Consider the following 16225-nt stretch of genomic DNA (forward strand, 5'->3'; position numbering starts at 1 on the left):
GAGCTAGCGCATCGCCGCCTTGCGCGTGCCTTGCCATGTGGCCGGGGTGCTGCCCGTCCAGCGCCTGAAGGCGCGATGGAAAGTGCTGACCGACGCAAAGCCCAGCTCATCGGCCACCTGCTTGATCGACAGGGCTCCCTCCGCCAGCAGGCGCTCGGCCATCAGGCGCTGGCAATCCTGCGCCACCTCGATGTGCGAGGTGTTGAGCAGCGACAGATGGCGCCGCAGAGTGCGCTCCGTCATCCCCAGGTGCTGCGCTGTCTCGGCCATCGAGGGCTGGCGAGGGAAGGCACTGAGCAACCACGCCCGCACCCGCTCTGCCGTGTCTGATCTGCTCTGCAAGGCGGCCAGTGCCGATTCAGCCCGTGTGCGCGCGGCGGTGTAGGCCACCGCATCGTGCGACACCAGAGGCCGATCCAGCAACTGGGGGTTGAAGGTGACGGCGCATTCGTTCTGCGAGAAAACCGCGTTCTCACCGAAAGCCGCGCTGTAACGTGCTTCCAGCCCCGGCGGGCATAGGTAGGCAAAATCGATGCGGTGGATATCGCGGTTGTCCGCGCCGGTAAAGCGCAGCAACTGCATCGCCGTCACGGCCACGAACTCCGTGCGGAAAGGCCCGCTCAGGCTGTCCCGGCCCACCGCAGGGCGCATCACGATGCGCGTACCCTTCGCCGTCTCGGACAGCTCCAGCTCGCAGAACTCCAGCACCAACGGCGCGAAGCGCTCCAGATCCACCAGCACCTGGCGCAGGCTGGGCGCAGAGATCACCAGCGGCACCATGTGCCCGTAGCGCATCAGTGCCAGGCTCTTGCCCGCCACCAGCGAGAAGGCCGGATCGCCTGTTTCCTCCAGCGCCACGGCCATCATCTGGTCGAACAGCTCCACGGGCACCCACTCGCCTTCCTCATCGATCTGGTCGAGGGTACCCATCCCGCAGCGCCGCAGCACCGATTCCGAGCGGTGGCCTTCCACGTCCAGTGTGTAGGCCAGGATCTTGAGGTTCAGGGGAGAGACTCGCATACGCAGCAGCAGCCGGTCATCGCGCGGCCCGAGGCACCGTGTCGGTCGGCGAAAGCCGATAGTCTGCTGTCTTTACATACGGACAAGAAGCGATCCCGCACCGGAGTTACCCTAGGCTTCATGCGACTGACCACATGAAAAGAAAGTGAAGCGCCATGCCCGAAGACATGGCGCCAAACGGAGAAGAAGATGTCGGCGCACATGCTAGTCATGCAACACGATCCCGACGTTTGCATTACCGGCCAATGATTTGCCGTGACGTGACGAACACGGGTTTGTCCCTGAGGGTTCCTGACGTATAGGTCAGGGGATTGCCCGTCCCTGCCACGGCAGACCCTTCGGAACAGGTGCTTTTCCCCCTTGAACAGGTTGGAACAAGATGCGCGGGCGCTTCCATCGGCGGGGCGCCTGCCCACAATGGCAGCCGCTGCCATCGCTCAAGGACGTCCCATGACCACCTATTTCAAGCACATCGCCCAGATCACTGCCCGCGCCGACTACGACAAGATTCTGCGCAAGGCCCTGGCCACCCCTGGCCAGGAGCCTTTCCACTACTTCGACGCCTTCCCTTTCGACAAGAAGGAAGCGCCCCTGGTGCTGGTGGGCGATGTGGGCAAGCCCCTGATTGCCGACCTCAAGAAGCTGGTGCCCAAGGCCCAGTACGGCATGGGCGTGTGCACGGTGACCGCGAAGGACGAGATCATCTTCGAGCGTGAAACCGGCAAGCTGCAGCCCAAGCTGGTGAGCGCCACCGTGAAGCTGTCCGGCATCAAGAGCACCGTGAAGTTCAATGGTGAGGACGACGAGGAAGAAGGTGAACGGGCCGAAACAGAGAACGACGAGGGCCAGCCCGAAGAGCCGCAGGTAAAAGCCACCGGCAAGGTGCCTCCCGCGCCGCCCCTGCCACCGAGCAACAAACCGTCGGGTGACAAGCCCACCACCTTGTCTCCGCAGGCCAAGGAGTTCCAGGACAAACTCAAGGTGCTGCGCCCGGCCTTCGACAACGCGCTCAAGAAGGCCCGCGAGCTCAAGAAGACCGCCTGGGAGGAAGACCTCGATTCGAATTTCACGCAGATGGTGCAGGAGGCCAAGGCGGGCAAGTTCGACGTGGCCCTGCAGACGCTGGCACGGCTGGCGCGCATGACCAAGGGCGAAGAAGCCTCACGGGCCGAGGTCAAGCACCAGGCCAACAAGGAGGACACGGTCTACGCCGAGATGCACAAGACCACCGTCCGGGACAACGCCAGCCCTGAGGACATGAAGCAGGCCCGAAAGGCCAACAAGGCTGGCGGCTATGGCGTGACGGAAGACGGCAACGTGGCCTATGCCCTTCCCCTCAAGCCAGGCGAATGGAAATCAGGCGTCGTCGACAGGATCGATGGCATCTTCAAAATCCTGAGCGCAGACAAAGTGGACTTCAATGCCCTGCACCAGACTTACAACAACCTCCCCCCCCTGCTCCAGCGTGCCCGCCAACACGCAGAAGAAGGCAACGACAAGCAGCACCAAGACCGCGCGGACGCCATTGATCGGCTGAGTGACCATCTCACAGCACTGGACGATGAGGTTGGCAAGATCAACGCCTTGGATCCCGCTTTCCCAATCCCAAGAATCGAATCAGTCCTCAAGGACTGCGGGAAGCTGAAGGACCTGATCGAAACCCTGGAGCACCCCAACAAGCCCTCGCCCGACGTGAACGAGATCGAGGCCTTCAAGAAAAAATCCGGGGAGCGTTCGCGCCTTCACAAAGCGACGCTCGACAAGGAAGCAGAGGAATGCAACAAGCTTGAGCAGGAACTGCGCGAACAGGCCATCGCACTGAAGGAAGACGCGCCCAGACTCCCCCAGGATGAAATCAATACGCGCCGACAAGAGCTGGAGGAGATGAAGACCACCCTCGACCTGCGGCGCAAGGACCTCCTGCATGCAACGCGCTTTGGCCAAGAAATTGAAAAGAAGGCTGAGGCTCGATTCATCAATGGCGTCGCCAATCCTCAGCAGCTCGCCATGCTGCTCAAGCTGGCTGACGACATCAAGGGCATGATCGATCGCACCTTCTACCAGCAAGCGGTCGATGCCATCCAGAAGATGCTAGCCGAGCTGGTCTTTCAGGATTTCGCGCAGGACAATTCCGTGGAACAACAGATCACCATAGACCTGGAAAGCATCCAGAACGACCTGCTCAGGCACGCTCAACGCAAGGCAGCCTCTCCGATGAAGGCGGCCCGGATGGCCAAACGGCTCCACGGTGAAGCCATCAAGGTCGGCGCGCTGATGGATTGATACGCCAAGCGCGGGGCATGTCGCCCCGCTCCGCCGCACTCACGCTGCGGGTGCGCCTGCCTCCAGCAGGTCACCCAGCACCTGGCCCGAGATCGTCTCGTCACGCAGCAGGCTATCGGTCATCGCATGCAGCACATGGGCCTGTGCTTCCAGCGCCTGGCGGCAGGCGGCTTGAGCCCCTTCCAGCAAGGCCTTGGCCTCGGCCAGCACGCGATCCTGGATGTGCGGGCCGACCAGCTTGTCGGGCACACCCTTGATGCTCAGCAGGCCGAACTCCTTGCTCAGGCCCAGGCTGCTGACCATGTCGATGGCCAGCTCCGAGGCGCGCTTCAGGTCATCCGACGCGCCCGAGGTGGTGTTGCCGAACACGAACAGCTCCGCCTCGCGGCCCGCCAGCAGCATGCCCAGGCGGCCGTGCAGTTCCTGCTCGCCATACAGCGGCAGTTCGTTGGCGCGCGTCACGAAGGTCACGCCCAGGGCCTGGCCGCGCGGCTCGATGGTCACGCGCTCGACCACGCCGGCCTTGAGCGCATGGGCCACGATGGCATGACCACTCTCATGCACGGCGATGCGTCGGCGATCCTCCGGCGTCATCAGATCCTTCATGCCAGACACCTCACCGCCCAACTGGTGTGATTCCAGCGCGCGGCGCACATGTTCCTGCCCCACGGCCTCGGCGCCCTGCTCGGCCGCCAGCACGGTGGCGCGGTTGACGATGTTGGTGATGTCGGCATGCGAGAGCGTGCTGCTGGCGCGGGCCAGTGCCTCGGTGTCGATGGCGGCATCGGCCTTGACGCGGCCCAGGCACATATCGAACAGCGCACGGCGGTCACCCAGCGTGGGCAGGGTCATGCGGGCCACCAGGTCGAAGCGGCCCGGGCGGCGCAGCGCCTCGTCGATGTTGCCGACGTGGTTGGTGGCGCCGATCACGACCACGTTCTCCATCGCGGCAAAGCCGTCCATCTCCACCAGCAGCTTGTTGATGATGCGGTTCTCTTCGGAGACACCGCCGCCATTGGGCTTGCCCGAACCGTTGGAGCGCTGGCCAATGCCGTCGAACTCGTCGATGAACACGATGCAGGGCGCGTTCTTGCGCGCGGTGGCGAACAGCTCGCGCACCTTGGCGATGCCGGCGCCATAGAACATGCTGGAGAAGTGCGAGCCATCGACCGCGATGAAGTTGGCGCCACACTCACCGGCCAGCGACCGCGCCAGCAGGGTCTTGCCCGTGCCGGGCGGGCCTTCGAGCAGCACGCCGCGCGGCGGCTTGGCGCCCAGGGCCAGGTACTTGTCGGGCGATTTCATGAAGGCGGTGACCTGCTGAAGCGCGGCCTTGGCCTCCATCGCGCCGATCACGTCATCGAAGCCGGCTTCGGGCTTTTCCGCCAATTGCGTCTTGCTGCCGCCCAGGCCGCCGCCCTGGCGCACCAGGTAGAAGGCCAGGAAGGCCGTGATGGCCACCGAGGCCACGGCCAGCACGCGTTGCATCACCACACCCAGGCTGTCGGTGATGCGCATGCCCATGTCGCGTTCGTCGATGGCGATCAGGGTGAGTTCAAAGCCCTTGTCGCGGCTCAGGGATTCGAGCCGGCTGCCCAGGCCGTCCGAGCCGGGCATCAGGCGGGTGCTGAAGCGCTCGCCCGCCTTGGTGGTGACCAGGGCGCGGGTGCCATCCACCCCCACCTCGCGCACGCGCCCCTCCATCAGGGCGCGCTCGAAGGCAGACACATTCATGGGCTGGCGCAGCCAGGGCTGGGGATCCGCCTCGAGACGGGCGGCCAGTTCGGTGCGGCCGGCATGCCCCGGGCGGTTGGCCCACAGATCCGCCGCCACGAGCGCCGCGATGCTGGCCAGAGTGATCAGAACAATGCTGGCGATCTGCAGCCAGCGGGGCCAGGTCTTGAAGCGCTTCATGTCGGGGGGCAAAGGAAAGGCAGCGGCGAATGCTCGGTGCAGCCTGCATGAGACCGCAGATCGAGCCGGGGCAGCGCTCCGATGAATGCCCAACGGCCATGGCTATTCCCAAGCGCAGCCTGTTTATCGGCACGCCGCCTGCATTACGGCGCCCGTTCTGAAGGACATCTGCGCACAACGTCACGTTATCGGTCATCACGATGTGACTGCACACCAGAGCAGCATCCCCCGGGTTTCAGGGCAATGCCGTCGCCAGCAGCTTGGGTATAGTCCCACGCAGAAACATTAATTTACGTTTATCGCCGTGTACAAGAACATTGTGGGGGGGCTGGCTTTGGCCCTTGGCGCGGTCACGCTGTCGCACGCGGCCCTGCCCAACATCAGTCTGTCATTCGTGGAGCAGACGGGCGTGGTCTCGTCGACCGATGAAATCGAGGTGTGGGTGCGCGTCAGCTCAGACAGGGCGATCGGGACCGACATAGGCCCCACGTTCGGCTTCGATGCGGCCGACCTCCCGCAGACCGGAGTGGGCTATGACTGGGACGCCCAGACAATGCTCTACGACGAGCCGTTCGCCAGCCTCACTGGCGTGTCCATCTCGACCGGCTACTCCTGCAGCGGCTGCGACGAGTTCGGCTACGAGTTCGTGTCATCTGACTGGAGCGACCCTCAAGGCTTCACCAATCTCGTCGGATTCACGCTGCATACCGGTGATTTCCGGGTCGGACGCTTTGTACCCCAAAGCCCCGTGGCCCCAGGCACGTACGTGTTCTCGCTCATTCCCAGCTTTCAGCTCTATGTGACGGGGCTGTCGGCCAAAGGCCTGTATCTCAGCGCGAACATGGGAGGCCCGATCGGATCGTCTTACGCGGCTTGCACCTGGGATGCACTGAGCAGTTGTGGCTTTACCCGTACCGTCGTGGCCGGTGCCGTGCCCGAGGCCGGCACCATGGCGTACAGCCTGCTCGGACTGGCCATGCTCGCCGGCATGACCCGACGCCGCCTGCGCAAGGCCTGAGCAAGCGCCGGCCTCGCGCAGTCAGATACCGTCAAGGCGACTGCTGAGCCAGTTGCAACAGCGCTTCAGTCGGGAAACCATCAGGGGGGAGGCCCACACTGCGTTGGAAGGCACGCAGGGCACCCCGCGTGGCCGGCCCCATCTGCCCATCCGGCGAGCCGCTGTCGAAGCCCCGCTGGTTCAAGGCCGTCTGCAAGGCGATCATCTCCCCACGCGTGAGTGCCCGCAGATCGCGCGGCCAGGTTCCCAGCACGGCCGGCCCACCGGCAATCCGTTGCGACAACAAGCCCACGGTGAGCGCATAGCTCATCGAATTGTTGTAACGCAGCAGGGCGCGGTAGTTGCGTCCCACCAGAAACGCCGGCCCCCGAGCGCCCGCCGGCTGCAGCACCATCGCGTCGGCCATGGCCGGCAAGACAGAGCCATCCATGGTGCGCACGCCCTCGTCGGCCCACTGTGCCGAAGCCTGACGCACGGCCTGGTCAGCCCGCGCCGGATCAAAGCCCACCGGCAGTTGCACTTCCACGCCCCAGGGCTCTTCGGCACGCCAGCCCGAGCGGGCCAGGAAGTTGGCGGTAGAGGCCAGCACGTCGGGCATGCTGCCCCAGATGTCACGGCGCCCGTCGCCATCGGCATCGACCGCGTAGGCCAGATAGGAAGTGGGCATGAACTGGGTCTGCCCCATGGCCCCGGCCCAGGAGCCGACCATGCGGCCCGGATCGATGTCGCCACGCTGCACGATCTTGAGCGCCGCCATCAGCTCGGTCTTGGCCCAGGCCTCGCGCCGGCCTTCGAACCCCAGGGTGCTCAAGGCATCGAACACCGGCACATTGCCGTAGTTACCGCCAAAGTTGCTCTCGATGCCCCACACGGCCATCAGCACGGGGCCAGGCAGGCCATAGCGCGCATTCACGGCATCGGCCTGATCACGCAATTCCAGCAGCTTTTGCTGGCCGTTGCTCACACGGCGCTCGGTGATCACGCCGTCCAGGTATTCCCAGAACGTGCGGGTGAACTCGGGCTGCGCCCGGTCGGCCACCACGGCGCGGTGGTGCAGCTGGACGTTGTTCAGCGTCGCGTCCAGCGTGGCGTCGTCGATACCGGCGGCGCGCGCGGAGGCTCGGAATGCGGCCACCCATTGAGCAAAGCGCTGTTCGGTCAAGGCCTCGGCTGCCACCTCGGGCGAGGCGGACTGTGCCGCGGAAACGGGTGTGCTGACCGGCGTCGTGGAAGGGCCTGACGCGCAGCCCGCCAGCACAGCCACGGCCAGCAGCGCGGGCTTGAAGGGCGCGGCCCACGATGGCACCAAGGTGATAGGCATCGAATGTCTGGATCTCATGCTGGCAATGTACCTCTCGACTGCCTGCCCCGCCCTGGCGGGCCAGACGTCTCCCCACCATCTTTACGGCAAACCTTTCATGGGCCGCCCGCTTGGCCATGGGGTGCACGCAGGCACACCGCCTGCTCAGAAAGCGCATCGCCCCCCCCTGCAGAGGAGCCCACCATGCCCACCACCATCGACCGAACCCGCGGCACCGAATCCACCGAAGACAGGCAGCGCCGCATCCAGCAGGCGCAGGATCGAAAGGATGCCGCTCAGCCCAAGGCCAAGTCCGGCAAGCACGAGGAAGGCATTCAGGCCGGAGCACGCCCACAGCCGACGGACCTGCCCGCCCAGCACCAGCGCAAGCCCGGCAGCGAGGCCGACCTGTACCTGCAGCCTCGCTACCTCGCGCCGGACTACAAAGGCAGCGGCAAGCTGCAGGACATGGTGGCCCTGATCACCGGCGGCGATTCGGGCATCGGGCGCGCAGTGGCTGTGCTGTACGCCCGTGAAGGGGCCGATGTGGCCATCGTCTACCTCAGCGAGCACGACGACGCGCTGGACACTCAGAAGGCCGTGGAGGCCGAGGGGCGCCGTTGCGTTCTGATCCCGGGCGATGTGAAGAACTCTGCCTTCTGCAAACAGGCCGTCGAGCAGACCGCCAAGACCTTCGGCAAGCTTGACATCCTGGTCAACAACGCCGCCTTCCAGGAGCACGCCGCCTCGCTGGAAGACATCACCGATGAGCGCTTGGACGAGACCTTCCGCACCAACATCATCGGCTACATGGTCATGGCCCGCGCCGCCCTGCCCCACCTGCGCGAAGGCAGCAGCATCATCAACACCGGTTCGGTGGTGGGCCTGCGCGGCAATGCCCAACTGCTGGACTACGCCACCACCAAGGGTGCCATCCACGCCTTCACCAAGTCGCTGGCGCAAAGCGTGATCGACAAGGGCATCCGCGTGAATGCCGTGGCGCCCGGGCCGGTGTGGACGCCACTGAACCCCGCGGATTCGCCCGCCGACAAGGTCAAGGACTTCGGCAAGCAGACGGACATGAAGCGCGCGGCCCAGCCGGAAGAGCTGTCGCCAGCCTATGTGTTCCTGGCCGCGCCCGCATGCGCGGGCTACATCACCGGCATCGTGCTGCCAGTGACCGGCAGCGTCGGCGCGATCTGATGGCCTACCTGCGGCTCAAACGCCGTGCGGCAGGCCGGCGCGGCGCAGCAACTGGCGGCAGCGCTCCGACAGATGCACCACCCGCAGATGCTTGCCCGCCCGCTCGTAGCGCTCACGCAGTGTGCGAAGCGCCTCGATCGCCGAGTAATCCACAAAACTCAGGTGACGGCAATCCAGCGTCACCTGAGGCGGATCACCCGCCGCATCGAACAGGCCCAGGAAAGGCTTGACCGAGGCGAAGAACAACGTGCCGTGCACCAGGTAGAGCTTGCTGCCATCGGGCTCGGCATGCTGGTCGGCGTACAGCTCACGCGCGTGCTGCCACGCGAAGTTCAGCGCCGCAATCACCACACCCAGCAACACGGCGGTGGCCAGGTCGGTGAACACGGTGATGACCGTCACGGCCACGATCACCAGCACATCGCTGCGGGGCACCTTGTTGAACACGCGCAGTGAGCCCCAGGCAAAGGTCTGTTGCGCCACCACGAACATCACCCCCACGAGGGCCGCCAGCGGGATCTTCTCGATCAGCGGCGAGAGGAACAGCACGAACAGCAGGATCATCACGCCCGCCACCACACCGGACAGGCGCCCCCGCCCGCCAGAGTTGAGGTTGATCACGGTCTGGCCGATCATGGCGCAGCCCCCCATGCCGCCGGCCAGGCCCGACGCGATGTTGGCCGCCCCCAGCGCCACACACTCACGGTTGGTGCGCCCCCGGGTCTGGGTGATCTCGTCCGTGAGGTTCAGCGTGAGCAGTGTTTCCAGCAGGCCCACCATGGCCATCAGCACGGCATAAGGCGCGATGATGCGCAAGGTGTCCAGCGTCCAGGGCACCTCGGGCCAGGCCAGGGCGGGCAGGCCGCCCGCGATGTGGGCCATGTCCCCCAGCGTGCGGGTAGGCAGTTGCAGCACATAGGTCAGCAAGCCCACGCCCAGGATGGCCACCAGCGCGGGCGGCACGGCCCGCGTCCAGCGGGGCAGCACGTACACGATGCCCATGGTCAACGCCACCAGGCCCAGCATCAGCCACAGGGCCGGCCCCTGCAGCCAGTGCTCGCCGGCCTTGAAGTGCTCCAGCTGAGCCCCCGCGATGATGATGGCCAGGCCATTGACGAAACCCAGCATCACCGGGTGCGGCACCATGCGCACCAGCTTGCCCAGGCGCAAGGCCCCGAACAGGATCATCAGGAGCCCGCCCAGCAGCACCGTGGCCAGCAGGTACTGCGGCCCATGCTGCACCACCAGGGCCACGATCACCACGGCCATGGAGCCGGCTGCGCCGGAGATCATGCCCGGCCGGCCGCCCAGCAGCGCCGCGATCGTGCAGATGATGAAGGCCCCGTACAGGCCCATCAGCGGGTTGAGCTGGGCCACCAGCGCGAAGGCGATGCATTCGGGCACCAGGGCAAAGGAGGTCGTCAATCCGGCCAGGACTTCGGCACGGAGGCGGGCGGTGTTCATCGGGGGTGGGGCAGGCAGCTGGGAGAGGTGCTTATTTTCTTCTACGCGTGGGAAAATCCACGCACGACACTGCGTGCAGTGCACCACATCACACAGGGAACATCATGAAGAACCGTTGGCTGCGGCGGAGTGTGAACGCCGTGCTGTTCGTGGGGCTCATCGCCGTCAGCCTGGCGGCATGGGCCCTCTGGCTGGGCAACCGCGATGTGCCACCCACCACCGAGGCGCAACGTCAGCAAGCTTTCAGGCGGGCCGTTGCATGGATGCGTGCCCACGAGACAGCGCTTCTGCGAGACAGCAACATGGCCTTGTGGTGGTTCGTTCAAACAGCAGCGCAACGCACCAACGACGCTGACTTGAGGGCCCTGCTGCTTCGTCAACGCGCCGTGGCCACCCAGGATGGCATCAACCGTCTGCCATGGTGGCACATGATGGACCCCAAGGCCGACACGCTGCGCCACATCGTGCCGCTGGACGCACTGGAGCCCTATCAACGCTTTCTGTACCACGCCGTCACCTGCGAGCCCGTGGCACTGGCAGAGGGCGATACCCGCGCCTTCCTGGCACCAGCACTGTGCCAGCCCATGCTCACCCAGGTGATCCTGGACGACCCGGCCTGCACAACACACCAGCTCGCAGGCGTGATGTTGATGGCCCACATGGCCTGTGCACCACAGCACACGCTCCCACCACTGGCACATGCCCTGCTCCAGGACATCGAGCACCAGATGCAATGAGACGTGGTGGTCAAGGACGCCTACTTCCAGCGCGTGATGATGCTGATGTAGCAAGGCCGCCCCGAGCAGCTCAAAGCCGTGTGGCTGCACCGTGTCTACCAGGCTCAGCAGCCTGACGGGGGCTGGGCAGGCGGACGCCAGTTTCCGGAGCTGCCTCAGTGGGTGCAGCCTTGGGCGCTGCGCGCCCAACTGGCCAAGTGGCGGCCTTCACGCTTTCATGCCAGCGCAGGCTCCGACTTCCACGCATCGGCGCAGGGGCTGCTCATCACGGCCCTTGCGCTGCCTGAACGCAAACCATGAGGTACCTGGCCAAGCCGCTCGGGCGCATACTGCGCACGTCGCCACCTTGCTGCCCCCATGAAACCCCACACCTCCAAGCCCACACGGTTGTTCAAGCGCCTGGCCCGGGCAGGGGCCGCCCTGCTGCTGATCCTGGTGGTGGCGGTGGCCATCAACACCGCCCGTCAGGGCTCGCGCCAGCTCGACGTCGCGCCCGCGCCCGCCATCACGGTGAACGAGCCGGCCGTCATCGAGGCGCTGGCTGGTGCCGTGCGCCTGCGCACCATCGCCGACCGCAAGAACCCAGACGCGTCGGCCGACCAGTTCAGGCGGTTCCATGAGTTCCTGGCACAGCGTTTCCCACGCGTGCATGCCACGCTCAAGCGCGAGACTGTCTCCAACTACAGCCTGCTCTACACCTGGGAAGGCACAGACAAGAACGCCAAACCCATCGCGCTGATGGCACACCAGGATGTCGTGCCCATCGCCCCGGGCACCGAATCGAACTGGCAGGAAGCCCCATTCGACGGCATCGTGAAGGACGGCTTCGTGTGGGGCCGAGGCGCCTGGGATGACAAGTCGAACCTCGTGTCCCAGTTGAGCGCCATCGAACAGCTCATCACCGAGGGTTTCCAGCCCCGCCAGACCATCTACCTCGTGTTCGGGCACGACGAAGAAGTCGGCGGCACCCAGGGGGCGGCAAAGGTCGTCAAGGTGCTGCAGCAGCGAGGCGTCAAACTCGATTTCGTGATCGATGAAGGCCTGCTGATCACCGAGGGCGTGATGCCCGGCCTGGACAAGCCCGTGGCGCTGATCGGCATCGCCGAGAAGGGCTACCTCTCCGTGGAGATCAAGGCCACGGCCACACCAGGGCACTCGTCCATGCCCTCGCAGGGCGAAGGCGCCATCGCGATGATGAGCGCCGCCCTGCGCCGCCTGGACGGCGAACAACTCCCCGCCGGCCTGCGCGGCGTGGCCCGCGAGATGTTCGAGAACATCGCGCCCGAGATGAGCGGCTTCCAGCGCGTGGCCTTGTCCAACCTGTGGCTGCTGGGCCCCGTGGTGCAGCGCCAGTTGGAGAAGAAGGCCAGCACCAATGCCATGCTGCGCACCACCACAGCCCTGACGGTGGTGCACGCGGGCGAGAAGGACAACGTGCTGCCTGGCGAGGCCCATGCCACGGTGAACTTCCGTCTGCTGCCGGGCGACACGCGTGAGCACGTGATGGCGCACGTGAAGTCAAAGGCCGGTGATGGCTTCGAGCTGGTCGCGCTGCCCGGCAGCGCCGAGCCTTCGCCCATCTCACCGACGCAATCGCCCTCGTACCAGTTGCTCAACCAGACGGTGCGTTCACTGTTCCCTGGCACCATCGTGTCGCCTGGCCTGATGATCGGCGCCACCGATTCACGCCACTTCGCCCCTATCAGCGAGCATATCTACCGCTTCTCGCCCGTGCGTGCCAAGCCGGAGGATCTGTCGCGCTTTCACGGTACCAACGAGCGGATCTCGACAGCCAACCTCATGGAGTTGGTGCGCTTTTATCACCAGCTCATCCGCAACGCGTCGCAGTAAGGTCGACTGCGGCCAGGCGTTCAGCCCGGGATCTCGGGCTCGACCAGTTGCGTGAGCAACTGCAGTGATTCCTGCCAGCCCAGATAGCAGCCTTCAGCCGGGATGACGCTGGGGATGCCCTCCTGCACCACCTTCAGCTCGACACCGCAGGACACGACCTTGAGCGTCACGGTGGTCTGCATGGTGCCGGGCAGGTTCGGGTCGTCGAACACGGCGGTATAGCGCAGTTTCTCGTTGGGGATGAGTTCAAGGTACTCACCACCGAAGGTGTGGCTCTGCTGCGTGGTCAGGTTGGTGAACGACATGCGGTACTGGCCGCCCACCTGGGGATCCATCTGCTGGACCTTGCCGATGAAGCCGTGCGGCGGCAGCCATTTGACCCAGGCGTCGGGGTTCAGGAAGGCACGGTAGATGCGGTCCGGGGTGGCACGGATGACGCGGTGAAGGTGAACGGTGTTGGTCGCGGCGTTGCTGGACATGGTCGATCCTTGGGGTGCTGAGGACGGAGCCCTCACAGCCTACGACGAAGCAGCCCCCGGGATTTCGACATCCGCATCCGCCTGGCTTGCGCTCAATGCCGCACAAAGGCGTAGCGCTCCATGGAGCCAGGCTCAAACGGCAGGCAATGGACTGCCGCCCCTGAGCGGGCGCGGGCCCGCACGACGTCGAGCGCCTCGTTCATCGCGATCTGGCCGCTGGGGTGCGGTGCATCGCAACTCACGGGCTCTTCGCCATCCACGCGGATGACCCAGGTCCACCGGCCTGGCGCCATCTCAGTGGCCAAGACCTGTGCGTCCTTGTCGTCAACTTTCAAAATAACACTGCGGCGTCCGTTCACCTGATTGTTCTCCTGCGACCTCTTCATCAGGGTATCGACGCCGCAGCGCGGGTGTTGAGAACGCTTTGGTATCACTTTGTACCAAGATATCCCGCATAAGCAAATGCGAATCGCTGAGATGAAACAGACGGTGCTTGCTCCTATATGTCCGGCATAGCAGCAGCTCCCGTTGTGGCGAACCGCCCCTTTGCCTACGCCACCTTGCGCCATGCCGATCGATTTCCACTGGCACATCCCCAACGCCATCCGGCCAGGCCATCGGGGTGACACCAATGCCGAAGGCTGGGGCAGCCTGGATCACTCGACGGCCATCGCCCACCGTGTCGAGCAAGGGGCTGGACCCGCGCGCTGATCGGCGCTGGGTGGGGCCGGCCGGATGCCTTCGTGGTGGCCACGGCACTGTTGGCCCGCACCACGACGCTGCAACCCATCGTGGCGGTGCGCCCTGGGTATTGGTCGCCCGCGCAGTTCGCCACGGCAGCCGCCAGGACAACCCGCTCGCGTATGGCGACACCGAGGCGGATCAACCGGCCCGCTACGCCCGTACCGCCGAGTTCATGCGGCTGGTACGCAGGCTGTGGACGGAGGAGTGCGTCACCTTCAGGGGCGAGCATGACAGCGTCGAGAACGCCTCCATCACGCCACGCCCCTATGTGAACGGCCAGCGCATGCACCCGACCCTCTTCTTCGGTGGCGCATCAGAAGCGGCCGACCTCCCCGCCGGACAAGAGCTTGTCCAGTCGATGACCTGGAACTTGTCTGACCAGGCCTGGTGAGGCCGCTGCTTCTTGCTGCTCAAAGCGCAACCTCACCCCTCAGCGCTCATTGCCGGCCGGGCCTGCACTTTGCCCAGCCAGGCTTGCACGTGCGCATGCCGGGCCACCGGCGCGCCGATGAACACGCTGTACCCGATGACTGACGCCACGAGCAGATCGGCCATCGAGTAGCTGTCCCCCAGCATCCACGGCTGCACCGCGAGCCGCTCGTCCAGCAGGCGCAGCAGCCCGTCAAGCCCCTCACGCGCAGCGTCGGCGTGGGCCGCACTGCGCAACGCCTCGTCGCCCAGCGTGGCCACCTGCAGGCGTACCAGCACTGCGCCATAGGTCACGTAGGCCCAGGTACACCACGACATCGCCTGCAGCCGCTCGGGCGTGCCCGCGGCGGGCCACAGCCCCTTGGCCACGCCGTACGCCTCGGCCAGCCAGAGCTGGATCGCCAGCGCCTCGAACATGGGGGCGCCATCCACCGTCAGCGTGGGCACCTTGCCATTCGGGTTGAGGGCCAGGTACACCGGCTTGTGCTGCTCTCCGGCCTTGATGTCGACCTTCACGCGCTGGTGCGGCACACCGAGTTCGGCCAAGGCGCAGGCCACCGGCGTGGCGCTCGACATGGGGTGCCAGTACAGGATGATCGATTGAGGCTGGGACATATGCTTCTCCTAAGCTGAGTGACGGGTGTCATGGGTGGGTTGATGGGGCTGACTGTAGGCAGCATTGCGGACAGAATCCGCCCTCGATGTGAGCTAGAGTGCAGCGCATGCTCACCTCGTCATCCCGCCTGCTGCGCTTGCTTTCACTGCTGCAAGCCCGCCGCCACTGGGCTGGCGCGGAGCTGGCCGAGAGGCTTCAGATCCATCCCCGCACCCTGCGGCGCGACATCGACCGCCTGCGCGAGCTGGGCTACCCCATCGAGGCCAGCAGCGGCGTGGCCGGTGGCTATGCCTTCCGCCCCGGCCAGGTGTTGCCCCCATTGCTTCTGGACGACGACGAGGCCCTGGCCGTGACCATCGCACTGCGCACCGCCGCCTCGGGGTCGGTACGCGGCATCGAAGAGACCGCATTGCGCGCCGTCGTGAAGCTCGAGCAAGTGATGCCCGCTCGCCTGCGCAAACGCGCAGACGCCTTGCGCACTGCCATCACCCCGCTCGACAGCGTCGGGCCGGTCATCGACGCATCCCTGCTCGCGGCATTGGCTGGTGCCTGCCGCGACCAGCTCAGCGTGCGCTTCACCTATACCGATATCCGCGGGACCGCGAGTGAGCGCTGGGTGGACCCGCAAGGTGTGGTCCACACAGGCGACCGCTGGTACCTCGTGGCCTGGGACCGCGGGCGGGAAGACTGGCGCACCTTTCGCCTCGACCGCATCCAGACACCGGCCACCATCGGCGCCCATTTCGCCCCGCGCCCTGGCCCGCAAGGTGGCGACCTCAAGGCCTTTGTGTCGCACTCACTGGCCGTGTCGCCCTATCCCACGCAAGCGCGCATCGTGCTGCATGCGCCCCGTGAGGCGATGGCCCAGCGCATCCCGGCTGCCTACGGCCTGCTCGAAACGATCGATGACAAACGGTGCCTGCTGCAATGCGGCGCCCATGCGCTCGATCGCCTGGCCTACTGGCTGCTGGCCTTCGATGTGGATTTCGAGGTGCTAGAGCCGGTGGCGTTGAAGGAGTACTTGGCAAGAGCAGGAGAAAGGGCAGCGCGGAGCGTGAGCCCACGTTAGGGCCCTCCAATCGGCGTCGCACCCCGCCAAATGGTGTGGCGCGGCACAGCAACGCAGCCTGCATCCTCAACCGAAAAGCCGCACCCTGGCGACCCAGC

16 protein-coding genes are annotated in these 16225 nt (G+C 65.5%); 9 read left to right on the forward strand and 7 right to left on the reverse strand.

Translation table 11 applies throughout. From position 1 onward, the window contains the following. Positions 1-3: 3 nt before the first annotated feature. Entirely contained in the window at positions 4-1020 is a 1017-nt protein-coding gene (locus tag WAQ08_RS14275) for an AraC family transcriptional regulator ligand-binding domain-containing protein (RefSeq protein ID WP_422192305.1), read from the reverse strand. Positions 1021-1470: 450 nt separating this feature from the next. Between WAQ08_RS14275 and WAQ08_RS14280 the strand changes: the two genes are divergently transcribed. Further along, complete coding sequence (locus WAQ08_RS14280; protein ID WP_422192307.1) at positions 1471-3303, forward strand: hypothetical protein; 1833 nt, start codon at positions 1471-1473, stop codon at positions 3301-3303. Positions 3304-3342: 39 nt separating this feature from the next. On the opposite strand, the gene WAQ08_RS14285 is transcribed toward WAQ08_RS14280, so the two are convergent. Further along, positions 3343-5217: an ATP-dependent metallopeptidase FtsH/Yme1/Tma family protein gene (locus WAQ08_RS14285; protein ID WP_422192309.1), complete on the reverse strand. Its 1875-nt coding sequence runs from the start codon at positions 5215-5217 to the stop codon at positions 3343-3345. A gap of 304 nt (positions 5218-5521) precedes the next feature. Between WAQ08_RS14285 and WAQ08_RS14290 the strand changes: the two genes are divergently transcribed. After that, on the forward strand, positions 5522-6235 hold the full coding sequence (locus tag WAQ08_RS14290) for a hypothetical protein (RefSeq protein ID WP_422192310.1): 714 nt from the start codon (positions 5522-5524) through the stop codon (positions 6233-6235). Between the two features lie 31 nt (positions 6236-6266). Here WAQ08_RS14290 and WAQ08_RS14295 read toward each other — a convergent pair whose 3' ends face one another. Next, positions 6267-7556: a lytic murein transglycosylase gene (locus tag WAQ08_RS14295; RefSeq protein WP_422192311.1), complete on the reverse strand. Its 1290-nt coding sequence runs from the start codon at positions 7554-7556 to the stop codon at positions 6267-6269. A gap of 183 nt (positions 7557-7739) precedes the next feature. Here WAQ08_RS14295 and WAQ08_RS14300 point away from each other — a divergent pair, with 183 nt between their 5' ends. Continuing rightward, the gene (locus tag WAQ08_RS14300) at positions 7740-8738 is read left to right on the forward strand and encodes an SDR family oxidoreductase (RefSeq protein ID WP_422192313.1); all 999 of its coding nucleotides are present in this window, start codon (positions 7740-7742) and stop codon (positions 8736-8738) included. 15 nt (positions 8739-8753) lie between these two features. On the opposite strand, the gene WAQ08_RS14305 is transcribed toward WAQ08_RS14300, so the two are convergent. Beyond that, positions 8754-10202, reverse strand: coding sequence for a SulP family inorganic anion transporter (locus tag WAQ08_RS14305; RefSeq protein ID WP_422192314.1), 1449 nt, complete (start codon positions 10200-10202; stop codon positions 8754-8756). A 104-nt stretch (positions 10203-10306) separates the two neighbouring features. Here WAQ08_RS14305 and WAQ08_RS14310 point away from each other — a divergent pair, with 104 nt between their 5' ends. From WAQ08_RS14310 to WAQ08_RS14320, 3 genes are all read left to right on the forward strand, one after another. Next, on the forward strand, positions 10307-10939 hold the full coding sequence (locus tag WAQ08_RS14310) for a hypothetical protein (protein WP_422192316.1): 633 nt from the start codon (positions 10307-10309) through the stop codon (positions 10937-10939). A gap of 78 nt (positions 10940-11017) precedes the next feature. Further along, positions 11018-11239 (forward strand): hypothetical protein, encoded by a 222-nt coding sequence (locus tag WAQ08_RS14315; RefSeq protein ID WP_422192318.1) that lies wholly within the window; start codon positions 11018-11020, stop codon positions 11237-11239. Between the two features lie 57 nt (positions 11240-11296). After that, on the forward strand, positions 11297-12790 hold the full coding sequence (locus tag WAQ08_RS14320; RefSeq protein WP_422192320.1) for a M20 family peptidase: 1494 nt from the start codon (positions 11297-11299) through the stop codon (positions 12788-12790). Between the two features lie 20 nt (positions 12791-12810). Here WAQ08_RS14320 and WAQ08_RS14325 read toward each other — a convergent pair whose 3' ends face one another. Both WAQ08_RS14325 and WAQ08_RS14330 read right to left on the reverse strand, forming a co-directional pair. Continuing rightward, positions 12811-13269, reverse strand: coding sequence for an SRPBCC family protein (locus tag WAQ08_RS14325; protein ID WP_422192322.1), 459 nt, complete (start codon positions 13267-13269; stop codon positions 12811-12813). Positions 13270-13361: 92 nt separating this feature from the next. Further along, on the reverse strand, positions 13362-13574 hold the full coding sequence (locus WAQ08_RS14330; RefSeq protein WP_422192323.1) for a hypothetical protein: 213 nt from the start codon (positions 13572-13574) through the stop codon (positions 13362-13364). Between the two features lie 262 nt (positions 13575-13836). Between WAQ08_RS14330 and WAQ08_RS14335 the strand changes: the two genes are divergently transcribed. Both WAQ08_RS14335 and WAQ08_RS14340 read left to right on the forward strand, forming a co-directional pair. Continuing rightward, positions 13837-13980 carry a hypothetical protein gene (locus WAQ08_RS14335; RefSeq protein ID WP_422192324.1) on the forward strand — a complete coding sequence of 48 codons (144 nt, stop codon included), beginning with the start codon at positions 13837-13839 and terminating at the stop codon, positions 13978-13980. Continuing rightward, positions 13949-14404: an LLM class flavin-dependent oxidoreductase gene (locus WAQ08_RS14340; protein WP_422192326.1), complete on the forward strand. Its 456-nt coding sequence runs from the start codon at positions 13949-13951 to the stop codon at positions 14402-14404. The genes WAQ08_RS14335 and WAQ08_RS14340 overlap by 32 nt, the downstream gene beginning before the upstream one ends. A gap of 32 nt (positions 14405-14436) precedes the next feature. On the opposite strand, the gene WAQ08_RS14345 is transcribed toward WAQ08_RS14340, so the two are convergent. Further along, the gene (locus WAQ08_RS14345; RefSeq protein WP_422192327.1) at positions 14437-15057 is read right to left on the reverse strand and encodes a glutathione S-transferase family protein; all 621 of its coding nucleotides are present in this window, start codon (positions 15055-15057) and stop codon (positions 14437-14439) included. A gap of 107 nt (positions 15058-15164) precedes the next feature. On the opposite strand from WAQ08_RS14345, the gene WAQ08_RS14350 reads away from it, so the two are divergent. Further along, positions 15165-16127 (forward strand): helix-turn-helix transcriptional regulator, encoded by a 963-nt coding sequence (locus WAQ08_RS14350; RefSeq protein WP_422192329.1) that lies wholly within the window; start codon positions 15165-15167, stop codon positions 16125-16127. Positions 16128-16225: the final 98 nt, after the last annotated feature.

The sequence above is a fragment of the Aquabacterium sp. genome (assembly GCF_049274795.1).
Lineage (GTDB): Bacteria > Pseudomonadota > Gammaproteobacteria > Burkholderiales > Burkholderiaceae_C > Aquabacterium.

Coding starts and splice junctions, on each gene's coding strand:
- WAQ08_RS14335 (WP_422192324.1), top strand. CDS start 13,837: ATGCCGATCGATTTCCACTGGCACATCCCCAACGCCATCCGGCCAGGC.
- WAQ08_RS14275 (WP_422192305.1), bottom strand. CDS start 1,020: ATGCGAGTCTCTCCCCTGAACCTCAAGATCCTGGCCTACACACTGGAC.
- WAQ08_RS14345 (WP_422192327.1), bottom strand. CDS start 15,057: ATGTCCCAGCCTCAATCGATCATCCTGTACTGGCACCCCATGTCGAGC.
- WAQ08_RS14305 (WP_422192314.1), bottom strand. CDS start 10,202: ATGAACACCGCCCGCCTCCGTGCCGAAGTCCTGGCCGGATTGACGACC.
- WAQ08_RS14285 (WP_422192309.1), bottom strand. CDS start 5,217: ATGAAGCGCTTCAAGACCTGGCCCCGCTGGCTGCAGATCGCCAGCATT.
- WAQ08_RS14300 (WP_422192313.1), top strand. CDS start 7,740: ATGCCCACCACCATCGACCGAACCCGCGGCACCGAATCCACCGAAGAC.
- WAQ08_RS14310 (WP_422192316.1), top strand. CDS start 10,307: ATGAAGAACCGTTGGCTGCGGCGGAGTGTGAACGCCGTGCTGTTCGTG.
- WAQ08_RS14320 (WP_422192320.1), top strand. CDS start 11,297: ATGAAACCCCACACCTCCAAGCCCACACGGTTGTTCAAGCGCCTGGCC.
- WAQ08_RS14350 (WP_422192329.1), top strand. CDS start 15,165: ATGCTCACCTCGTCATCCCGCCTGCTGCGCTTGCTTTCACTGCTGCAA.
- WAQ08_RS14325 (WP_422192322.1), bottom strand. CDS start 13,269: ATGTCCAGCAACGCCGCGACCAACACCGTTCACCTTCACCGCGTCATC.
- WAQ08_RS14295 (WP_422192311.1), bottom strand. CDS start 7,556: ATGCCTATCACCTTGGTGCCATCGTGGGCCGCGCCCTTCAAGCCCGCG.
- WAQ08_RS14280 (WP_422192307.1), top strand. CDS start 1,471: ATGACCACCTATTTCAAGCACATCGCCCAGATCACTGCCCGCGCCGAC.